The sequence below is a fragment of the Mucilaginibacter sp. PAMB04274 genome (assembly GCF_039634385.2).
Classification (GTDB): domain Bacteria; phylum Bacteroidota; class Bacteroidia; order Sphingobacteriales; family Sphingobacteriaceae; genus Mucilaginibacter.
The window spans coordinates 1,117,804-1,136,185 of sequence record NZ_CP155081.2; the positions used below are offsets into that span (position 1 = coordinate 1,117,804).

The following is an 18,382-nucleotide window of genomic DNA, read 5'->3' on the forward strand; positions in this document are numbered from 1 at the left end:
TGTAATATGCAACTATCACATTTACAACCACCAATCCAACGATAACTGCTAACATAATTTGTGTCTTTTTATATATGTTAAACGCAAATGCTGAACCAATAGTTCGTGTTTAAGCGTTTTAAAAGCACTTTTCAATTATTAATAGCAATATCGACACATCACTGCAAAAGTTAATAATAAAACTTTTGCGCCATTATGAAAATCAAACTTAGCTAAAGTTCTGTTGCTATCATTTTAGCGTAAATATGATGTTATAGTTGTTGAATTGGCACCCCAAAAGGCAGCAATTGTAGCATTTTTACCGTATTTTTGTACAAAATTCTTTTAAAGGAACGGCATGATAACAGTTTCTAATTTATCCTTGCGCTATGGTAAGCGCACCTTGTTCGAAGACGTAAATCTTAAGTTTACCCAAGGTAACTGCTATGGCATTATAGGCGCTAATGGTGCCGGTAAATCTACCTTCTTAAAAATCCTGTCGGGCGATATTGATCCAAGTACTGGCTCGGTGAGTTTTACACCAGGCGAACGTATGGCTGTTTTAAAGCAGAATCACTACGAGTTTGATGAGTACCCAGTAATTGAAACCGTACTGATAGGGCACAAGGAGCTGTATGCTACCATGAAAGAAAAAGATGCCATTTACCTGAAAGAAGATTTTACAGATGCTGACGGCGAGCGTGCCGGCGAACTGGAAAACCTGTTTGCCGAAATGGATGGCTGGAACGCCGAAAGCAATGCCGCCACTTTGTTAAGCAACCTGGGCATTAAAGAGGATTTACATTACAAGCTTCTAAAAGAGTTAGACGGTACGCAGAAAGTACGTGTGTTACTTGCTCAGGCGTTATTTGGTAAACCCGACATTTTGTTACTGGATGAGCCTACCAACGATTTGGATATACACACTATTGGCTGGCTTGAAGACTTTTTAGCAGGTTATGAGGCCATAGTACTGGTGGTATCGCACGACAGGCACTTTTTAGATACGGTATGTACCCACGTAGTGGATATTGACTTTAGCAAGATGACCATTTATACCGGTAACTATACGTTCTGGTATCAATCGAGCCAGTTAGCGCTAAAGCAACGTGCCGATCAGAATAAGAAACTGGAAGATAAGGTAAAAGAGCTACAGGAATTCATTAGCCGGTTCAGCGCTAATGCATCCAAATCAAAACAGGCAACCAGTCGTAAAAAGGCTTTAGATAAGATTAACCTGGATGAGATTAAGCCTTCTAACCGTAAGTACCCGGCTATCATGTTCAATCAGCAAAGCCGCGAGGCGGGTGACCAGATTTTGCAAATTGAAAATCTGGGCAAAACACAGGGTGGCGACGTTTTCTTTAATAACATCAACCTGATGGTAGGCAAGGGTGATAAAATTGCGGTTTTATCACAAAATAGTTTAGCTACATCAGCTTTCTACGATATTTTAAGCGGTCGTGATACCGATTATACCGGCAGTTTTAAATGGGGAGTAACCATTAACCCGGCCGACATACCGATGGATAACGCCAGCTATTTTAAAGACGGCAATGATTTAAACCTGGTAGACTGGCTGCGCCAGTATGCGCCTGGCGATAAGGATGAACAGTTTATCCGTAGCTTTCTTGGTCGTATGTTGTTCTCGGGCGAAGAGGTTTTGAAGAAAAGTTCGGTACTGTCGGGAGGCGAAAAAATGCGTTGTATGTTTAGCCGCATGATGCTGCAACAACCCAACGTGCTGCTGTTTGATGAGCCAACCAATCACCTGGATCTGGAATCGATAACGGCCTTGAACAACGGTATGAAAGATTTTAAAGGAACGATTTTGTTTACCTCGCGCGACCATGAGTTAACGCAAACGGTAGCAACCCGCATTATAGAGTTAACTCCAGGCGGCCTCATTGATAAAATGATGAGTTACGACGATTACATTAATAGCACAGCCGTACAAAAGCAGCGCGAAGAGATGTATGCGATGGCATAAGCATTTGAGATAGCTTAAATAATACTTATATACTATTTACACGCACGTTATGAACTAACGTAATAATTCAGTTTATTTGCATCCCCAATAAACTGACCGACTCGGTAGCTCAGTTGGTAGAGCAACTGACTCTTAATCAGTGGGTCGAGAGTTCGAGCCTCTCCCGGGTCACTACCTTAAAAAGCCTTTTAGATCATCTGAAAGGCTTTTTTCTTTGGAGTCAGTTAAAAGAACTGCCTTCCCCTCTCTATGAAAAACGCGCTTTAGTGTCAATAATATGAGTTACTTTGTCACTTCTGATTGTGAGGTTCTCTATACCAAGAAAGAAGTAAAGGCAGAAATTACTAATGAATAAAGTGTCGTTATAATTAAATTTATAACTATCATATAATCATAAGTTACATCAAACAACCACAAGTTAATTTATCAATATAAATTTTTGTAATTTAGTGTCTTATTACACTTAAACCATGAGTAAAATAATACTCTTACTGGCCACGTTAGGGCTATTTATGTCTTGCAAAAAATCCGGTGATTCTTTCATTGAAACACCTGTTCCAGAAACTATTAAAGAAATGAATTTTGCCGTTACCGGGCCTAAGCCTGTGTCTTTAGCACCAGTTCGGCAAGGAACAGGCAACTTCAACTTTTTAGGATATGGATATAATGTAGTGGGTAAATACGCCGATACCAGCTCAGTTAAGGCACAGGTTATTAATATCGAAGCTTATGCCGCAGCTTTCCCCCGAAACATCAATACCAGCCGCACTACTTCCCAAGCCTCCACACCACTTTATGCAGAAAATGCTGAAGATTATTTAAGTAAAATGACATCAAGTCGAAGTACGGATGTGAATTTTTTCAAAGGTACAATTACTTCTGCTTTTCCGGGTCAGGACGCTATTTTGAATAAAAACGTTTATGCGCAATTTGTACACGCAATGACGTGGAAAACTATTACTAACAACTGGGATAGGGCTGAACCCCAAAACTATCTAACATCTGAATTTAAACACGACGTTCAAAACTTAACCTCCGAAAACTTGGTAAAAAAATATGGTACTCACATCTTATCCGGTGTTGCTTTAGGAGAAAAGTTCAATGTTTATTTTCAGGCAAACTCATCTGCTAACAACAAGCTGCATTCATCGAAAGTTGGCTTTACCTACGCATTAAATAAGGTTTTTGGCATTAGTACTGGCTATGCAGATCCACTTAAACCAAACGACATAAATGCCATTTCTGAACCCAAGTTGGTTTACGAAGCCATAGGTGGCGATCCATCAAAAATTACCCAAAAGGTAACTAATAAAGGAACACTTATCTGGTATTACGATTGGATTGCAACCTGCACTGAAGAGAAAGCTTTGTTTATAGACGTTGTAGCCTTAACTCCGTTACAAGATATGATTGCTAATCCTGCTAAAAAGGCTGAAGTGAAAAATTACATCACGTCATACATTCAGCAAAACCAGGTTAAAATGTAAACGCCCCCGCCAACAATTTAAAGTTTAGGAGATTTTTGAAACTTTTGGTTACGCCCGGTAGAAAGATTAAGTACTAAGACACTTCTTGTCACCTATTCGCCCCTTAAGTCGATCGTTTCGAAAACTTACAAAACAGTTCTAGAAAAGACTGCTCTGTGTAACCATAGAAGGCATCAAGATTTATTTTGATTTGCCTTTTTTTGCCATAAAAAGTTGAGGACTACTTCATTCAATGTAGCTGTTCGATATCGTAAACCGCCAAAATTTGCGTTTTCGTGGCGTTAAGAGTCACGCAATAAGGGTATGATTCTCTAACAGTGCTTAGCGATTTTTATGGATAAGCACATCGTAAAAAAGCCGTTAACCCTAAGAGTTAACGGCTCGGCTATGTGATAAGATAAAGTTTATGGCTTGTTATAATTAAGGTTTGATCTCAAAAATATCTCCGCTGGTGTAGATACTTAAATTAATGTTTTTAAATTTAAGTAAGCCGCCTGCTGTTGTTGCGCTATTTTCGGAGTTCACAAACCTCAATACCTGGCTGTCGCCGGCTACGGTTGCTTTACTGCCGTGTACGATAATGGCTGTACTTTCGTCAATCCCTACACCCATATAACCAGGTTTACTAGCCAGGGCCGATATGATTCGATTGTAGCGGTTACGTTTTAAAAAGTGCTGGTCTATAATGGTATGTTCCAGCAAGCCCAAGCCTTCACTAAATTCTATATTTTGATCCCAAAGTTTATCAAACGTCTCTTTGTATTTGCTGTCTTTAAGCTGTACTCCGGTAATCATATATTTACTCATTACTGCAGCACCGGCACTGGTACCGGCTATTGTTGAGCCGCTTTGATAGGCCTTGTGAATAGCGTCATAAACCGGGGTATTTAAAACGGCTTTCATAAAGCGGTTTTGGTTGCCGCCTAAAATATAGATCAATTTAGCTTTGGCAACTGAGTCGACCCATTTCGGATCTTTCGAATCATGCTTGCTGAAATTAAAGTTGCGGATAGGCAAGCTGGTTTGAACCCGGAGTTGCTGACTAATATATTTAAAGCCGGTGTCAGGAATTTCGCTGGCCATGGGCAGTATGATAATATAATCTTTTGCTCCTAACTTAGCGGTCGATACCAATTGCCTGATCAACGCATCAGAGCGGGTTCCTCCGCCAATAATAAATAACGAGCCTTTAGGTATAACCCGTGTTTGAGCGTTCAGGCGCAAGCTTGCTGTAAACAGTAATAAAAGAAACAGGCAGGTAGATAAGCGTTTCATTATTTATAGATCTGAACTTCAACTTTACCATCTGCTGTTACAGTACCCCGGTACATACCTTCGGTATTGAATGGCATTGCAATGTTTCCTTTTTTATCTAAAGCAATAAGGCCGCCGTCGCCACCCATTTTGCCAACTTTGTTCAACACAATTTTAGATGCTTCGGCCACACCTAAACCTTTGTATTCCATTAAATCGGAAATGGTTTTAGCCACCACATTACGGATGTAAAATTCGCCCCAGCCAGTGCAGGAAATACCGGCTGTTTCATTGTTACAATAAGTACCGGCACCTATAATAGGCGCATCGCCAACTCGGCCGTACTTCTTATTGGTCATGCCACCGGTTGAGGTACCGGCAGCCAGATTGCCGGCGTTGTCAAGCGCAACACAACCTACCGTACCAAATTTATAGTCATGATTTTTAGTACCCAGCAGCATTGATTTTTTACTGCCATGATCTAACACCGCTTTGGTCGAATCTTCTTTGATGGCCTGTTGTAAACCATCCCAGCGTTCTTTGGTCCAGTAGTACTTAGGGTCAACAATGGTGAGGCCCACTTCTTTCGCAAACTTATCGGCGCCGTCTCCTACCATCATCACATGTTCAGATTTTTCCATCACCGCCCGTGCGCCGCTAATAGGGTTACGAATGGTGGTTACGCCAGCAATAGCGCCGGCTTCGAGTGTTTTGCCGTTCATTATAGCGGCATCCAGTTCATTGCGCCCGTCGTGCGTAAATACGGCTCCTTTACCAGCATTAAACAAGGGCGAATCTTCCAATACATGTATGGTAGCTTCAACAGCGTCTAAACTGCTTTTGCCCTGCTTCAGTGTTTTGTAACCTGTTTCAAGAGCTAGGGTTAAAGCGGCCTTATAGGCAGCTTCCTTTTCAGGGGTCATGTTTTTTTTGAGGATAGTGCCTGCGCCGCCATGTATAATTAATACATATTTTTTTTGCTGTGCATTAACACTTGCACTCATTGCCATAAGCAGGCCTAAAGCCAGATATCTTAATTTTTTCATCTGTGAAAGTTATTGTTCTTTTTTGTTCAAAATACCGTTATCTGCCCACCACCAGTACCACTTACCGCCTGTTGCCTCTGCCAAATTAAAATTGCTTACGTTGAAACTTCCACCTCCGTTAACCGAAGCTGCAATTTCATAAACAGCAACGGCTTTGCCGCCCCGGTTCCAGTTCAGCGGCTTGCCGGCAGTTATTTGTTCAGGCAGTTTAGCTTGGTCGGTTATAATAAAATAGGCGTAGCTATAGGGACGAGTTTCATTATAATCTCCATAAACTTTTGCTTTTCCATCTTTATCAATACATACAGCCGTTCGTTCGTCAGATGCAATTACTTTAGCCGCAATATTCCAATCCTTTAAAATACGGCCGGCAAATACCAGCGACCGCCCTTCACGTTGGCGGGTCAGATAGTGCTGGTCGGTGATTACCTGTTGCAGGTAAGGTGCCTTTAAAAAATCATTGTTATATACGTTTATGGTATTCGTGTAAGGGTTTTGCAAAGCTTCGGCCGAAGTTACGCTACCGTTTTCGCCGCTGTAATATAGGCCGCCCAAAATTGCACAGCCTGCGCTGGTTCCGCCAACAGGTGCCCTTTTTTCGGTCAGCAAATAATTTATCGCCTTTTCGGTTTTAGTTCCCTTCCAGTAGTTCATATAATCCGATTGGTCTCCGCCTGCAATAAATAGCATTTCAGCGTTTTGGATAATATGAGCAACGGTATCATTATTGGCCAGGTCCTTACTGTCAATTTTAAGCGTTTCAACAGAATTTACTGTACCTAAGCTATTGATGTAAGGGTTGTAGGCATCTGTACCTGTAGCACGAATTATAACAACATCGCCACCACCACTGCGTTCAATCATCCATCTAAATGCGGCATCAACATCTTTGCCGCCGCCCATTAAAACCATTCCGCCTGTAACTGTTTTATCAACATTAGCGCTGTCGCCAACAATCCCTAAAGATGCGGGGCGACGTTTAAGTATTACGCCCGGGCCGGTTGTGCCTTTGCCATTAGCAGGGGCTGCTTCAGCAGTTCCCGATTTACTGCAGGCAACCAAACAAAACCAAGTGCCTAACGATAAAAATAAAGTAAGCTGTTTCATAAACGGATAAATAATACCCGGATGCTCAATACATCCGGGTAAGGCTCATTAATATTTTGAATTTTGAATGGTATTCTTATTGATTAGTACTTCCTGTGCTGGAATGGGAAAGGCATACTGGGCCTGAGTTGGCAGCAAAGTAACTGCTCCCGAAGCGTTCGTAGCATCGGCCGCAAGGCGTTGTACCGGCAGGTTACGGCGGCGAAGATCGTAAAAACGATGCCCTTCAAACGCCAGCTCCTTATAACGCTCGGTATAAATTGCATCAATCAAAGCTTGTTTATCGGCAAAGGTTGAATTGGTATAACCATTTATACGGGCTGCGCGCAAAGCATTCAGGTCTGCAGCTGCGTCACCGGTGCTTTCGGCCCGGGCTTCGGCCCTGATGAGATACATTTCGCCTGTACGGAACAATTTAATATCGGTTAAACCGGGCGCCGTTGATGTACCACCAATGTACTTATTAACCAGATATTGTGATTTAGTACCCGTACGGGTGGCATCAAACTTAATGTAGGCAGGGTAACGCAAATCGTTCACCTGGTCAAAAGTGTTGATGAGCTTTAAAGCAGGTGCGTAAAGCACAATACCGCCTGTTTGGCGAAAGAAAAAGTCGCCCACGCGTGAATCGTTTGTTCCAACCCTTTTCAACTTCCAAACCACTTCATTATCGTTAGCATCGGTCCATATGCCCGTGAATTGAGCCTTGGTGGCCAGTGGTATGGCTGTAATAACCTCAGATGAATAGGTGACGGCGTCAGTCCAGTTTTTTTCGTAAAGGGCTACCCGGGCCTGAATGGCAGCAACGATTGTGCGATTGCTGATACGGCTTTTATCGGTAGAGGTCGAAGGCATTAGTGTTTTAGCTTCGGCCAAATCTGCTTTCGCATTATTAACAACCACCTCAAAATTATCACGTGCAGGATAGCCGATGTCTGAAACCTTCATGTAAGGCACGCCTAATGCGCCAGCCTGGTAAGATGCTGCATAAGCTCTAAGTAATTCAAAGTGCAGATAAGCACGCAAAGCCAGCAATTCGCCTTTATAGCGGTTTGCTGTTGCTGCGTCGGCACCGGTAAAAGTTAAGGCTTCTAAACCTTCAATAGTGCGGTTGGCACGATCAATGGCCTGGTAATAAGTAATATAAAGAGATGTTACCGAGCCACTGCTAGGATTATACAGCCAGCGATACGCATCACTGTTGCCAACATTGTTTTCTGTTGGGTAAGTAGCCTCGTCGGTTACGGTTGCGTTTAAGCTTATTTGCGTATAATCCAATAGTGCATAAACACCTAATATGCCCATATTAATATCATTGATATTGCGATAGGCTTTAGTAGGATCGATAATATCGGTGGGTTGCAAATCCAATTTGGTGCATGAAGCCGATAGTATCAGGATTGGTAATATAAGCGTATATGTTTTATATAGTTTCTTTATCATCGTTGTAGTATTAAAAATTAACATTTAAACCGGCTGTAAAAGTGCGTGTATTAGGATATTGAAATCTGCCATAAACGCTATTGTTCTCAGGGTCTAAACCTCTCCATTTTGTCCATGTATACAAGTTTTCGCCTTGTATAAAAACTCTTACCGATTTAAAAACCTTGGTTTTTTGTAGAAGAGCCTGAGGGATATTGTAGCCAATATTTAAGTTTCTGAATCGTAAAAAGGAAGCGTCCTGGATGTCTTTAGAAGTAAAGTTACGCGGAACATCAAAGCGTTGCAATGTTGCCATGTCTCCAGGCTTTTTCCAGATATCATTGAGCATTCGGATAGATTGGTTACTGGTTGCATAACGTTGATTTTCGTTGTAAAAATCTTCATTGTTCCAGCGTTTTACACCCGATACAAAAGAGAACAAGGCGCTCAAAGTAAAGTTTTTCCAGGTAACATTAGTATTAAAGCCACCTGTAAAGGCAGGATATAAGCTACCTGAGTTTGTTGCGTTTTGCGCGGCTGCGTTATAGGTTGTGGTAACACTACCATCGAGGTTGTAATATTGTGCATTACCGGTTTGCGGGTCAACGCCGGCCCAGTCTGGTGCATAATAAGTTCCGTAAGGCAGGCCAACTTTAAATATGCGGGTGTCGCCGTCCAGCAGCATATCGGCAAGTGGTGTAAGTTCTAATATGGTATTTTTATTGTAACCGGCATTAGCTCCAATTGTCCAGGTGATGCTGCGGTTTTTAACGATATCGCCGCTTACGTCAAATTCAACCCCACGATTACGCATTTTACCAGAGCTCAAAGGCAATGTATTAAAGCCCGAGGTGGCCGACAGTGGCTGATCGAAGAACATGTTGGAGGTGATGCGATTGTAATAATCGGCCGAAATACGTACCCGGTCAGATTTAAACAAATGCAAATCAAAGCCTACGTTTAATTCATTTACATACTCCCAATCATAGTCGGCATTTCCTGGCGATGTTGGGCGTGTACCTGCCACCCCGCCATAGGAGGTATTGGCACTGAACGAAGCCAGGTATCCAAAATCGGAATTTAAAGGGCTCGCCGTAGTGCCGTAGCTTGCACGAAAGCGCAGGTCATTAACTAAATCAACATCTTTCAGAAAATCTTCCTTTTTTGCCACCCAATTACCACCTACAGAATAAAACCCATGCCATTTATTAACAGGGGCAACCTTGGTAGATCCGTCATAGCGGTAGCTTCCGGTAAGGGTATATTTATCATTGTAAGTGTAACGGGCAATTCCCATAAATGAGGCTAAAGCACTTTTGGTTTTGCTTCCGCTTACACTCGGTAAAAATGTTGCACTGCCATTAGTTATACCAGCGGGAGTTTCGGGCAAGCGCCCATCTATACCAAAGCCGGTGAAACCAAAACTGTTGTAATTATTATAGATGTACTCATAAAAGCCAGATACTTCGAGGTTATGTACATCATTAAATACCTTTGAATAGGTTAAACCTGAAGTGGATATGATATTAAAATTACGTCGGGTTGCTTCATCAAAGCGGCCTTTGCCGCCCAGTGTGTTAGCAACGCTACGCGATCCATAGTACGAATCGGGATTGATATAAAGCTGATCGGTAGAGTTACGGTAATCTATACCAGCCCTGGTGGTAACCTTAAGCTCAGGTAAAATCTGGTAGGCAAACGACATGCCTATGATACTCTTTAACTGATCGGTTTTATTAGACGAGTTAAGCAAGCGCTCTAAACCCTGGCTACCCTCACGCAGATCTAGGATATTGTATTGACTTTTATTACCCTGATGAATCAGTGTTCCATCGGGGGCATAAGGGTACTCATAAGGCAGGGCATAGTATACCGACGCCATTGAGGTGCCTACACCTGTACCGCCTTCGCCCTCTGTAAAGCTTGAGTTGGAGTAGCCTATAGAAACGTTGGTACTACCCGAAAACTTACCTGATTTAAAGTCCAGGTTACTTCTTAAAGCATAGCGATCGAGTCCTGTACGTTTGGCCACGCCTTCCTGCTTGTAATAATTTAAGGAGTTATAAAACCTCAAACCTTCGTTCCCCCCGCTAATGCTCACCTGTTGTTCCTGAAATTTACCGGTTTGGAAAAATTCGTCTCTCCAATCGGTATTAATTCCTCTTAAACTGTCCAATATGGCATCGGCCCGTGATCTGAAGGCAGGCGTACCCGCCGCATAGGCCGGATTCTTGGGCGAATAAGTCCAGCCCGGGCCTAAGGTGCGGTTGTAAGCAGCGCCAATTTCTTCTTCAAATTGCAGGCGTTCTGCCGTATTCATCATAATAAAGTTAGGGCGGCTTAGTTTCGAGATACCATATTGTGAATTGTACTGAACAGCAACTTTACCCAGTTTGCCTTTTTTTGTGGTTAATACAATTACACCATTAGATCCCCTCGAACCGTACAATGCTTTGGCTGAGGCATCTTTAAGCACCGTTGCCGATTCGATATCCTCAGGATTGATTGTTTGGAAATACGTTCCTTCTATAGGAATACCATCTAACACGTATAGGGGAGTTGAGGAGCCGTTTACACTTCCAATACCCCTAATAACCACAGACGCACTCTGACCTGGCTGGCCTGATGACGAAATTACACTCATGCCGGGTACACGTCCCTGCAAAATCTGATCGAGCGTTAGACCTGGTACCTGGTTTATTTTTTCTGCCGTTACCAGCGTTGCGGCATTGGCCGATTGGTTACGTGAATAATTAGTATAACCGGTTACCACCACATCATTCAGGGTGCCTACAGAAGGCAAGAGGCTCACCGTCCCTAACTGTGCCGTGGCTTTCACTTCTTTGGAGGTGTAACCTATGTAAGAAATTAACAGTGTGGCATCTTCCTTAACGTTTGGAAGGGTAAAATTACCATTTATATCAGTAACCGCACCTAAAGAGGTGCCTTTTGCAGTTACCGTAACACCCATTAGCGGTTGTCCGTTTTCATCAATTATCTTTCCGCGTACATCTATGTTTTGTGTTTCCGCTTTGTTAAGCGGTTTAACTGAAACCGGTTTAATAAGAATGGTGTTTTCAGAAATTTCCCAGTTAAACGGCTGCGATTTCAAAGCAATGTTCATGACTTCTTCAATAGCCGTGTTTTTTACATTAATGCTTACCGGCTTAGATCTTTGCTGAAGCAAATCGGCGTCATATAAAAAGTATATACCTGTTTGGCGTTTAATTTCCTTCAACACCTGTTCCAATGGCATATTACGCTCGTTTAAACTAACGCGTTGAGAAAACGTTTTTGCACTGATCTGCAGGCAAAATAAAGTCATGAGCAGCGCTGTAATTTTCATCATCCTGAAAATTTTTGGGTGATTAGCGTTTAAGGTAATAGTGGTGGAGTTTGTGCCCTTGGGCTTAAATGGATCATGGTAGAATTTCATACATTCCGTTGGGGTTAGAGGGTTTGATAATTAATGGAGTAGGGTAGATTTTTATTGTGTGATTGATTTTGAGATGGGGCGTTAACGATTATTCGGCCATCACGCTTAGCTGCCGGTTGTTCTGAATTTCAAATTTGATGTTGCCGGTAACTTCAAGCATTTTGAGTACTCTTGATAAGTTTGCACTGCGGGGTACCATCCCATTGTAGCGTTTTGCAGGGAGACTGCTGTAATCTACTTTAATATCGTACCAGCGCTCCAACTGACTCATGATTTGCCTCAAGCTTGCATTATTGAACTCAAACAATCCATTTTTCCAGGCCACAACTTCTTCAGTATCTACAGTCTGTACTTTTATGGCAAATGGGTTAGTTGAAACGTTTGCTTGCTTGCCGGGTATAATTTTCTGTGAGCGACCATGGTGGTGTAGCGTTATGCCGCCTTCGAGCAGGGTGGTATTAATCGATCCATCATCCATATAACCGTTAATGTTAAAATGTGTCCCGGTAACTTCTACATCCTGGTTGCCAGTAAAAACATGAAAAGGCATAGCCTTATTTTTTGATACTTCAAAGTAGCCCTCGCCTTCCAGTTTAACTTCGCGTGTTTTGCCAGCAAAAACTTGCGGGTAGGTTAGTCTGGATGCGGCATTCAGCCAAACGCGCGTACCATCGGGCAACACCACCTGATATTGCCCGCCTTTGGGTGTAGTTACGGTATTGATTGTGGTAACTTGCTCACTGCTTTGTTTACTTAAGACCTTATATACCAGCTCGCCTTTATGTGTTTTAGTAATGATGAGGCCAGGCAGCTCTTTCAAGTTGCCATCTGCCTTATCGTCGAGTATCATGGTTGAGCCATCGGCAAGGGTAAGTATGGCTTTGTTAGAGCCCGGCATTACGTCAAGCGGTTTTTTAACACTTACATTCTCAAGCTTGTTGCTTGGAGATGCTCGATGTAAAAATAAATAAGCAGTAGTGGTGGCTACCAATAACACTGCAGCAGCCGTTGCGTACCTATAGATGTTAATGATACGTTTTTTAGTTTGTGGTGTAGCGTTCAGTTGATTAGATATATTTTCAAAAGTTTCTTTGCGAAGTGCTTCTTTTTCGTCTGCCGAAATGTCGGGTACTTCATTACGATCCTGGTAGGCATAGTATGATTCAACAAATGCAGCCTCCTCAGCAGTGGCTGTTCCTGCCACATACTTTTCGATCATTTTTTGAATATCCTTATAAGAATTGTAGCCGGACATAGCAATTGTATTTATTACTATGTACCCTGATGTTAGAATTGTCCCAAAAAAATCTTAACGAAAAGATAATACTATCTGTATTGCAAAATAGCTAGGATAATTACATAGCTAAATAGGTGGGTAAGTTTTAGCCGAAGTGCGTGTGATGCAGTGGTAAGCTGGTTTTGAACGGTTTTCTGAGACAAGCTTAATTCCTGTGCAATATGCGCTGTGCTCAGATCATTCATATAGTGCATTACGAAAATTTTTCTTCGTTTTGCAGGAAGAGCTTTTATGAATTGCTCAACCAATTTTTGCGCTTCTTTTTTAAGCAGGTTTTCATCGCTTTGCAATCCTGAGGTGATGTTGCTATTAAAAGCCTCAATAAAAATAGTTTTGTTTGACAGTTTACTAATTGCTTTTAGTGCCTGAAAGCGTGCTGCCGTATGGAGGTATGCTTGTAAATTCAGTATTTCTAATTCGTTTCTCCTGTTCCAAAGATCAGTGAATACGTTTTGAACTATATCCCGGCACTTTTCTTTATCATTAAGTCGCTTAAAGGCAGTTTTATACAGATCGTACCAGTATTTATTATAAATATCTTCAAACGCTTGATTGTCTCCTTGCTTTAACAAAGCAAAAAGTTTCAAGTCGTCATTGATATTTACATTAACAAGCAAAAAGTGTGAGTTTTTTATAAAAATACATTCTTTTATTAAACAATTATTGCCTAAATAAAAATTTAATGTCTTAAAAAGGCGCTTTATCGAGATTTATCAAAGAAATCTTTCGGCAAGGAGATGACTAGAGCGGGTCAGTAAAGCGTTTATTAATCACGTTAAAAGTCTTCCGCTATATCAAAGCTGATTTTTTCATTCGTGCTGGGATGTACAAATTCAAGATAGGCGGCGTGCAAGTACAAGCGCTCCGCACTTGTACCGTAAAGGTCATCTCCAACAATAGGTGCGTTAAGCCCTAACTCATGGGCCGAATGCATACGCAATTGGTGCGTTCTGCCGGTGAGCGGCCAAAAATGTACCTTGGTTGTGGCTTCTTGTCTTTCAACTAATTTCCATCTGGTAACGCTTCTTTTTCCTGATTCGAAACAAACCAGTTGCCTGGGCCGGTTATAAAAGTCCCCACGTAATGGCAGATCTATCTCGCCTTCGGCCTGATCGATTACTTTAGACAGTATGGCCGTATAGCGTTTGCTAACGGTACGTTTAAGAAATTGCCTTTGGATATGCTTGTGCGCCTCCGGCGTTTTAGCGACCACTAACAGCCCCGAAGTGCCCATATCCAACCGGTGAATAATAAGCGGTTCAATGGTTTGCCAGGTAAGTTTCAGTCTGCTGTAAACTGAGTCCTGGATGTTAACGCCCGGAACAGAGAGTAATCCAGCCGGTTTATTAACTACTACAAAGTATTGGTCTTCGAAAATTATTTCCAGCTTGCTGCTTTCTCCAGGGTTTTGCAAAAAAGGATCTTCGTCAATCTGCATTCCTTTTAGCATGTGTCCTAATATGGGCTTACATTTACCGGTACAGGCCGGGTAAAACTGTTTGTGCTTTTTAATCTCTGATTTTGGTGCGGCTCCCCACCAAAACTCCGCCATGGCAAGCGGTTTGTATCCATTGGCAAATGCAAATTGCAATAGTTTGGGCGTAGCACATTCGCCCGCTGCCGAAGGAGGCTTGCCATAGATGGTTGTGCTAAATATTTCTTGTAAACTTTTACTTTCGCCGTCTTTGTTTAGAAATACGTATTGCTCAAAAAGTTGTTGCTGTAAAGCAGCAGACCGCTCCCTGCGTTCATTCTTTAAAGTTTCAATACCGGCTTCAAATTGAGCTATTTTACCCCGCACTTCTTCCAGATGCTGCTTCCATTTTTGGGTAAGAACATTAAGCTGATGCTTATCGTGCAAACTGTGCCTTATCAGGTTAGCTTCAAACTGCGCGTAATTATCTTGGTTCAGGGTGTGCTTATGTTGCTCACGTAGCTTCTTGCGGGTTTCTTTATTGTTTTTTAACTGTTTCTTAAACTCAGCTAATTCCTGTTCGGATTGCGCAAAAAGCTGCTTAAGGTCATGTCTTAGGTGCTCATATTCCCCGTCTGACCATATTTTTGAAACCTGTGTATTTATGGTGTTGATGATCTCCTGCTCTTTCAGAAAAAAACTGTTTTCGACCAGCATGTCAAAAACCGGTGGCACAAATTTAACATGATCATTGGAGCCGGCCAGCTTGCCGGAGAAAGCTGACAGGTAACCTATTTTTCCTTCCGTGTCCTGCACCACCAAAACACCAAACATTTTCCCAATGGCCAATCCATCCTGATTGCCGTTTAACCCAAAGTTGTGGTCCAGCTCAGTCTGCGTTTCCAGATAATGCTGTAATTTGGCAGCAGCGATTTTGGTTAAAGAATGCGGTTCGTAAAAAAAGGGAAAGGTAAACCGCTCAGGTAACGCTATATCATTGATTAACTTATCAGAAAAGTACGAAATCCTGTTATGAGTGTTGTTGCCCAAGTGCTTATTACAAAGTTTAATTTGCAAAATTAACACTTCTTGCCGAATAGTTTTTATTTAACACAGTGTTCCTTGAGGCGAAGCAAAGCTCCTTTGATGATTTAGCTTTTATTCAGCAGCCGTTCGAGTTCATGGCGTGTTAAAAGCCGGCCTCCGTTCCATTGGCAATGGTCGGCATTTGGGAATTTCTCAGCGTAGCGGCTGTTGAAACCATTATGCAGCGGTTTACGCCTTATTTTGAGCAGAGTTAATAATTTCAGAAAGGTTGCATTCTTGCTTTTAAACTTAAGCTTTTGAAGCTGGGTGCTTTTGTTGGTGAACAGATTGCTACGATTTGCCATAACTTTAGGTGCTGAGCGTTATAATGATATTACGTTGTTAACTCCCTAAGTGCTGGGTAAAAATGCAGTAAGAAAAATTTTATAAATTACCCAGCATTTCACTGCCGGCTTACGTAAAGTAAAATAGCTATTGCTATTCCTTATTGTCTGAACTCTCTGAATGAACATTTTTACTAAGCAATTGCCCAGGCTAATGAAGGGGTGCAAGGCCAACAAGCGCTCTGCCCAGGAGGCTTTGTATAAGCTGTTTTATACAGATATGCTTAGGCTGTGCTATCGTTACCTCAAGTCAGACGAGTTGGCGCAAGAGGCATTGAATAGCGGTTTCCTGAAGGTGTTTCAAAACATAAATGATTTTGATGAGCGTAAAGGCGAACCCGGCGCCTGGATCCGTACCATTATTGTGCGTACGTGTATCGATCTCGGTCGTAAAGAAGCACGTTTCATTGAAGTTGAAAATATAGAAGATGTGAGCGAAGAGGCTTTTATAGCACCATCCGTTTTAGAGAAGCTATATGTTGAAGATTTGCTGAGGGTAATAAGAGCTTTGCCCGCTGCCACGCAGATTGTTTTTAACCTTTATGTGATTGAAGGGTACTCCCACCATGAAATAAGTGAACATCTACATATAAGTAAAAGTACCTCCAGGTGGCATTTATCTGAAGCAAAAAAACAACTAAGAGTATTGCTGGAGCCCATAGTGAGTGAAGTTAACCAACCAACTGAAAAACAAAATAAGGCAACATGAAAAATTCAGCATGGTATAGTAAACTTTGGCGTAGCAAGCTGGATAAATTGCCTGTTAAAAGCGATGCGGGCGCAGCCTGGACTGTTATGCAACAACGGTTGGATGCACATTTGCCTGTAAATCCAATAACTACTGCTGCCCCGGCTGCAAAATCCCTTATTGCCAAAATTATCACAATGGCCGGTTATGTATTGCCTGCTGCCGCCATGATAGGCACGGCAACTTGGTTTGCCGTAAAACAGCCGGCTAAGCAAAAGGCCGTAGTTAAAGTGCAAAAGAAATACGAGTACCGTTCTAAGGGTGATTCAGCACAGAGCAAGCTTTTATTAACCGACAGTAGTACTCTTAACGGAGCATTGCAAACCGATAGTAGTATCGGTAATATCCAATCTATTGATAGTATTCCAGCCAGTTACAACAATTTGAAAAGCTGGCAAGATTCTGCCGACGAAAGTATAACTACCTCAAAGAACAATTCAGCAAATAGTTTGCATACACCAGCTAGCCTAAAGGAAGCGCATGACAAGCTTAATTTGTTTAATAAAACAAAGGCTCCGGTATTAAAAGGTACTTATGACCCAAATAGTAAACCGGGTAATTCTGAGAGAGCGGTGCAGGCAGGAGGGGCAACTCAAAGACGTTTATCTGGCAGTCCGTATTCATCGCGTGTTAATAACAAGCAGAACAGCATCAATGCAGCCGTCTTAAAAACAGGAGCTTATAAAGATATGGAAAGTGTATTTAGGGCTGAAAGGATTGGGACGGGTGTGAAAGAAAATTATGAAGAACTTAAGTCCTACCCCCTTAAAGGAAGCGGCGCAAGCAGTTCGCAAAGTGCAGGTCAGGACTTTTTAGTAGTTAGTGACGAATCTCTGCACAGTAAAATTACCGGAAATAGATCTTTGCTGATAGCTGACGGAAAGCCGGAATTAAAAACAACCGCCATAAACGACAAAAGCACCGCAGCTAAAACCAAATCCAAAAGGTTAAAACCTCAAAAGGAAAAAACAATTCAACCAATACTTACTCCGACCGCTAACTACGGGTTTGAAACCGGGATTAACGTAGCCGGTAAAATTAGTGGCTTTTATGTTGGTGTAGCCGGTAATTATGCATTAACCAATCGTTGGGTTATTGGCGCTGCATTGCGTTACAACAGTCCGCGAACGTTGTCGGGCAGCTACACGCATCCCAGCTTTTTTCAGCCCGACTCTTCATCAGCCTTCTCCATAAACGATTCTCGAAAATTACAGGTAATTGATTTGCCGCTTACGCTGGGGTATAGAGTAAACAACTTTATTAGCCTTAAAGCCGGCGCAGTAGTTAGTTTTGCCGGTAAGCAAAGCAGTATATCAACCAGGCTGGGCACGGTTGCTGGTTTCAGGGATACGCTTCGGCGGAGCAAGACCATTGATTCGGTATTTAAAAGTACGGTTGTTAGCAGTAAAGTTAATTTAGGTTTTACAGCAGGCATGAGTATCACTATTAAGCAGTTTAACATTGATGCACGTTACCTGGCCCTGCCTGCTTACAAAGTGCGCAACAGTATGGGTGGCTATACCCAATCGTACAGTCCGTTCCAAATTGGTATAAGTTACTGGCTAAAGTCTGGAAAGAAATAATGTATTTTACGGCAGTTTAAGACCTTTTGCTGCCTAATATTTTCTATATGATAGGGGCCGTCTTGCTGGCGCCCGGCAGAACAGAAGAAGTTATTTTAAGCTGATAAAACACCTTAATACAACTGCCATTTTAGTCGGTGGGTAAACAAGTGTGTTTATCATGACGTACATTTCTTAAATCAATTCGGT

Annotated in this window: 13 protein-coding genes and 1 tRNA gene; 5 read left to right on the forward strand and 9 right to left on the reverse strand. The window is 42.1% G+C overall.

The features are described 5' to 3' along the window. Positions 1 to 337 precede the first annotated feature (337 nt). The 3 genes from ABDD95_RS04520 to ABDD95_RS04530 all read left to right on the forward strand — a co-directional run bounded on the left by ABDD95_RS04520 (position 338) and on the right by ABDD95_RS04530 (position 3,456). Positions 338 to 1,969: an ATP-binding cassette domain-containing protein gene (locus ABDD95_RS04520; protein WP_345950715.1), complete on the forward strand. Its 1,632-nt coding sequence runs from the start codon at positions 338 to 340 to the stop codon at positions 1,967 to 1,969. A 98-nt stretch (positions 1,970 to 2,067) separates the two neighbouring features. Further along, positions 2,068 to 2,140: transfer RNA gene (locus tag ABDD95_RS04525), tRNA-Lys, on the forward strand. A 299-nt stretch (positions 2,141 to 2,439) separates the two neighbouring features. Then, entirely contained in the window at positions 2,440 to 3,456 is a 1,017-nt protein-coding gene (locus tag ABDD95_RS04530; protein ID WP_345950716.1) for an MAC/perforin domain-containing protein, read from the forward strand. Between the two features lie 420 nt (positions 3,457 to 3,876). On the opposite strand, the gene ABDD95_RS04535 is transcribed toward ABDD95_RS04530, so the two are convergent. The 9 genes from ABDD95_RS04535 to ABDD95_RS04575 form a co-directional block, all read right to left on the reverse strand. Next, on the reverse strand, positions 3,877 to 4,731 hold the full coding sequence (locus ABDD95_RS04535) for a cyanophycinase (RefSeq protein ID WP_345950717.1): 855 nt from the start codon (positions 4,729 to 4,731) through the stop codon (positions 3,877 to 3,879). Continuing rightward, positions 4,731 to 5,756, reverse strand: a complete 1,026-nt coding sequence (locus tag ABDD95_RS04540) for an isoaspartyl peptidase/L-asparaginase (RefSeq protein WP_345950718.1) — start codon at positions 5,754 to 5,756, stop codon at positions 4,731 to 4,733. The genes ABDD95_RS04535 and ABDD95_RS04540 overlap by 1 nt, the downstream gene beginning before the upstream one ends. A 9-nt stretch (positions 5,757 to 5,765) precedes the next feature. Next, positions 5,766 to 6,863, reverse strand: a complete 1,098-nt coding sequence (locus ABDD95_RS04545; protein WP_345950719.1) for a cyanophycinase — start codon at positions 6,861 to 6,863, stop codon at positions 5,766 to 5,768. A gap of 48 nt (positions 6,864 to 6,911) precedes the next feature. Then, entirely contained in the window at positions 6,912 to 8,306 is a 1,395-nt protein-coding gene (locus ABDD95_RS04550) for a RagB/SusD family nutrient uptake outer membrane protein (RefSeq protein WP_345950720.1), read from the reverse strand. 10 nt (positions 8,307 to 8,316) lie between these two features. Continuing rightward, on the reverse strand, positions 8,317 to 11,721 hold the full coding sequence (locus ABDD95_RS04555; RefSeq protein WP_345950721.1) for a TonB-dependent receptor: 3,405 nt from the start codon (positions 11,719 to 11,721) through the stop codon (positions 8,317 to 8,319). Positions 11,722 to 11,809: 88 nt separating this feature from the next. Then, complete coding sequence (locus ABDD95_RS04560; RefSeq protein WP_345950722.1) at positions 11,810 to 12,976, reverse strand: FecR domain-containing protein; 1,167 nt, start codon at positions 12,974 to 12,976, stop codon at positions 11,810 to 11,812. A gap of 71 nt (positions 12,977 to 13,047) precedes the next feature. Continuing rightward, positions 13,048 to 13,635 carry a sigma-70 family RNA polymerase sigma factor gene (locus tag ABDD95_RS04565; protein WP_345950723.1) on the reverse strand — a complete coding sequence of 196 codons (588 nt, stop codon included), beginning with the start codon at positions 13,633 to 13,635 and terminating at the stop codon, positions 13,048 to 13,050. Between the two features lie 158 nt (positions 13,636 to 13,793). Further along, positions 13,794 to 15,482 (reverse strand): pseudouridine synthase, encoded by a 1,689-nt coding sequence (locus ABDD95_RS04570; protein ID WP_345950724.1) that lies wholly within the window; start codon positions 15,480 to 15,482, stop codon positions 13,794 to 13,796. Between the two features lie 101 nt (positions 15,483 to 15,583). Beyond that, positions 15,584 to 15,823, reverse strand: a complete 240-nt coding sequence (locus ABDD95_RS04575) for a hypothetical protein (RefSeq protein ID WP_345950725.1) — start codon at positions 15,821 to 15,823, stop codon at positions 15,584 to 15,586. A 160-nt stretch (positions 15,824 to 15,983) separates the two neighbouring features. Between ABDD95_RS04575 and ABDD95_RS04580 the strand changes: the two genes are divergently transcribed. Both ABDD95_RS04580 and ABDD95_RS04585 read left to right on the forward strand, forming a co-directional pair. Next, positions 15,984 to 16,571, forward strand: coding sequence for an RNA polymerase sigma factor (locus tag ABDD95_RS04580; RefSeq protein WP_345950726.1), 588 nt, complete (start codon positions 15,984 to 15,986; stop codon positions 16,569 to 16,571). Beyond that, positions 16,568 to 18,193 carry an outer membrane beta-barrel protein gene (locus tag ABDD95_RS04585; RefSeq protein WP_345950727.1) on the forward strand — a complete coding sequence of 542 codons (1,626 nt, stop codon included), beginning with the start codon at positions 16,568 to 16,570 and terminating at the stop codon, positions 18,191 to 18,193. The genes ABDD95_RS04580 and ABDD95_RS04585 overlap by 4 nt, the downstream gene beginning before the upstream one ends. Positions 18,194 to 18,382: the final 189 nt, after the last annotated feature.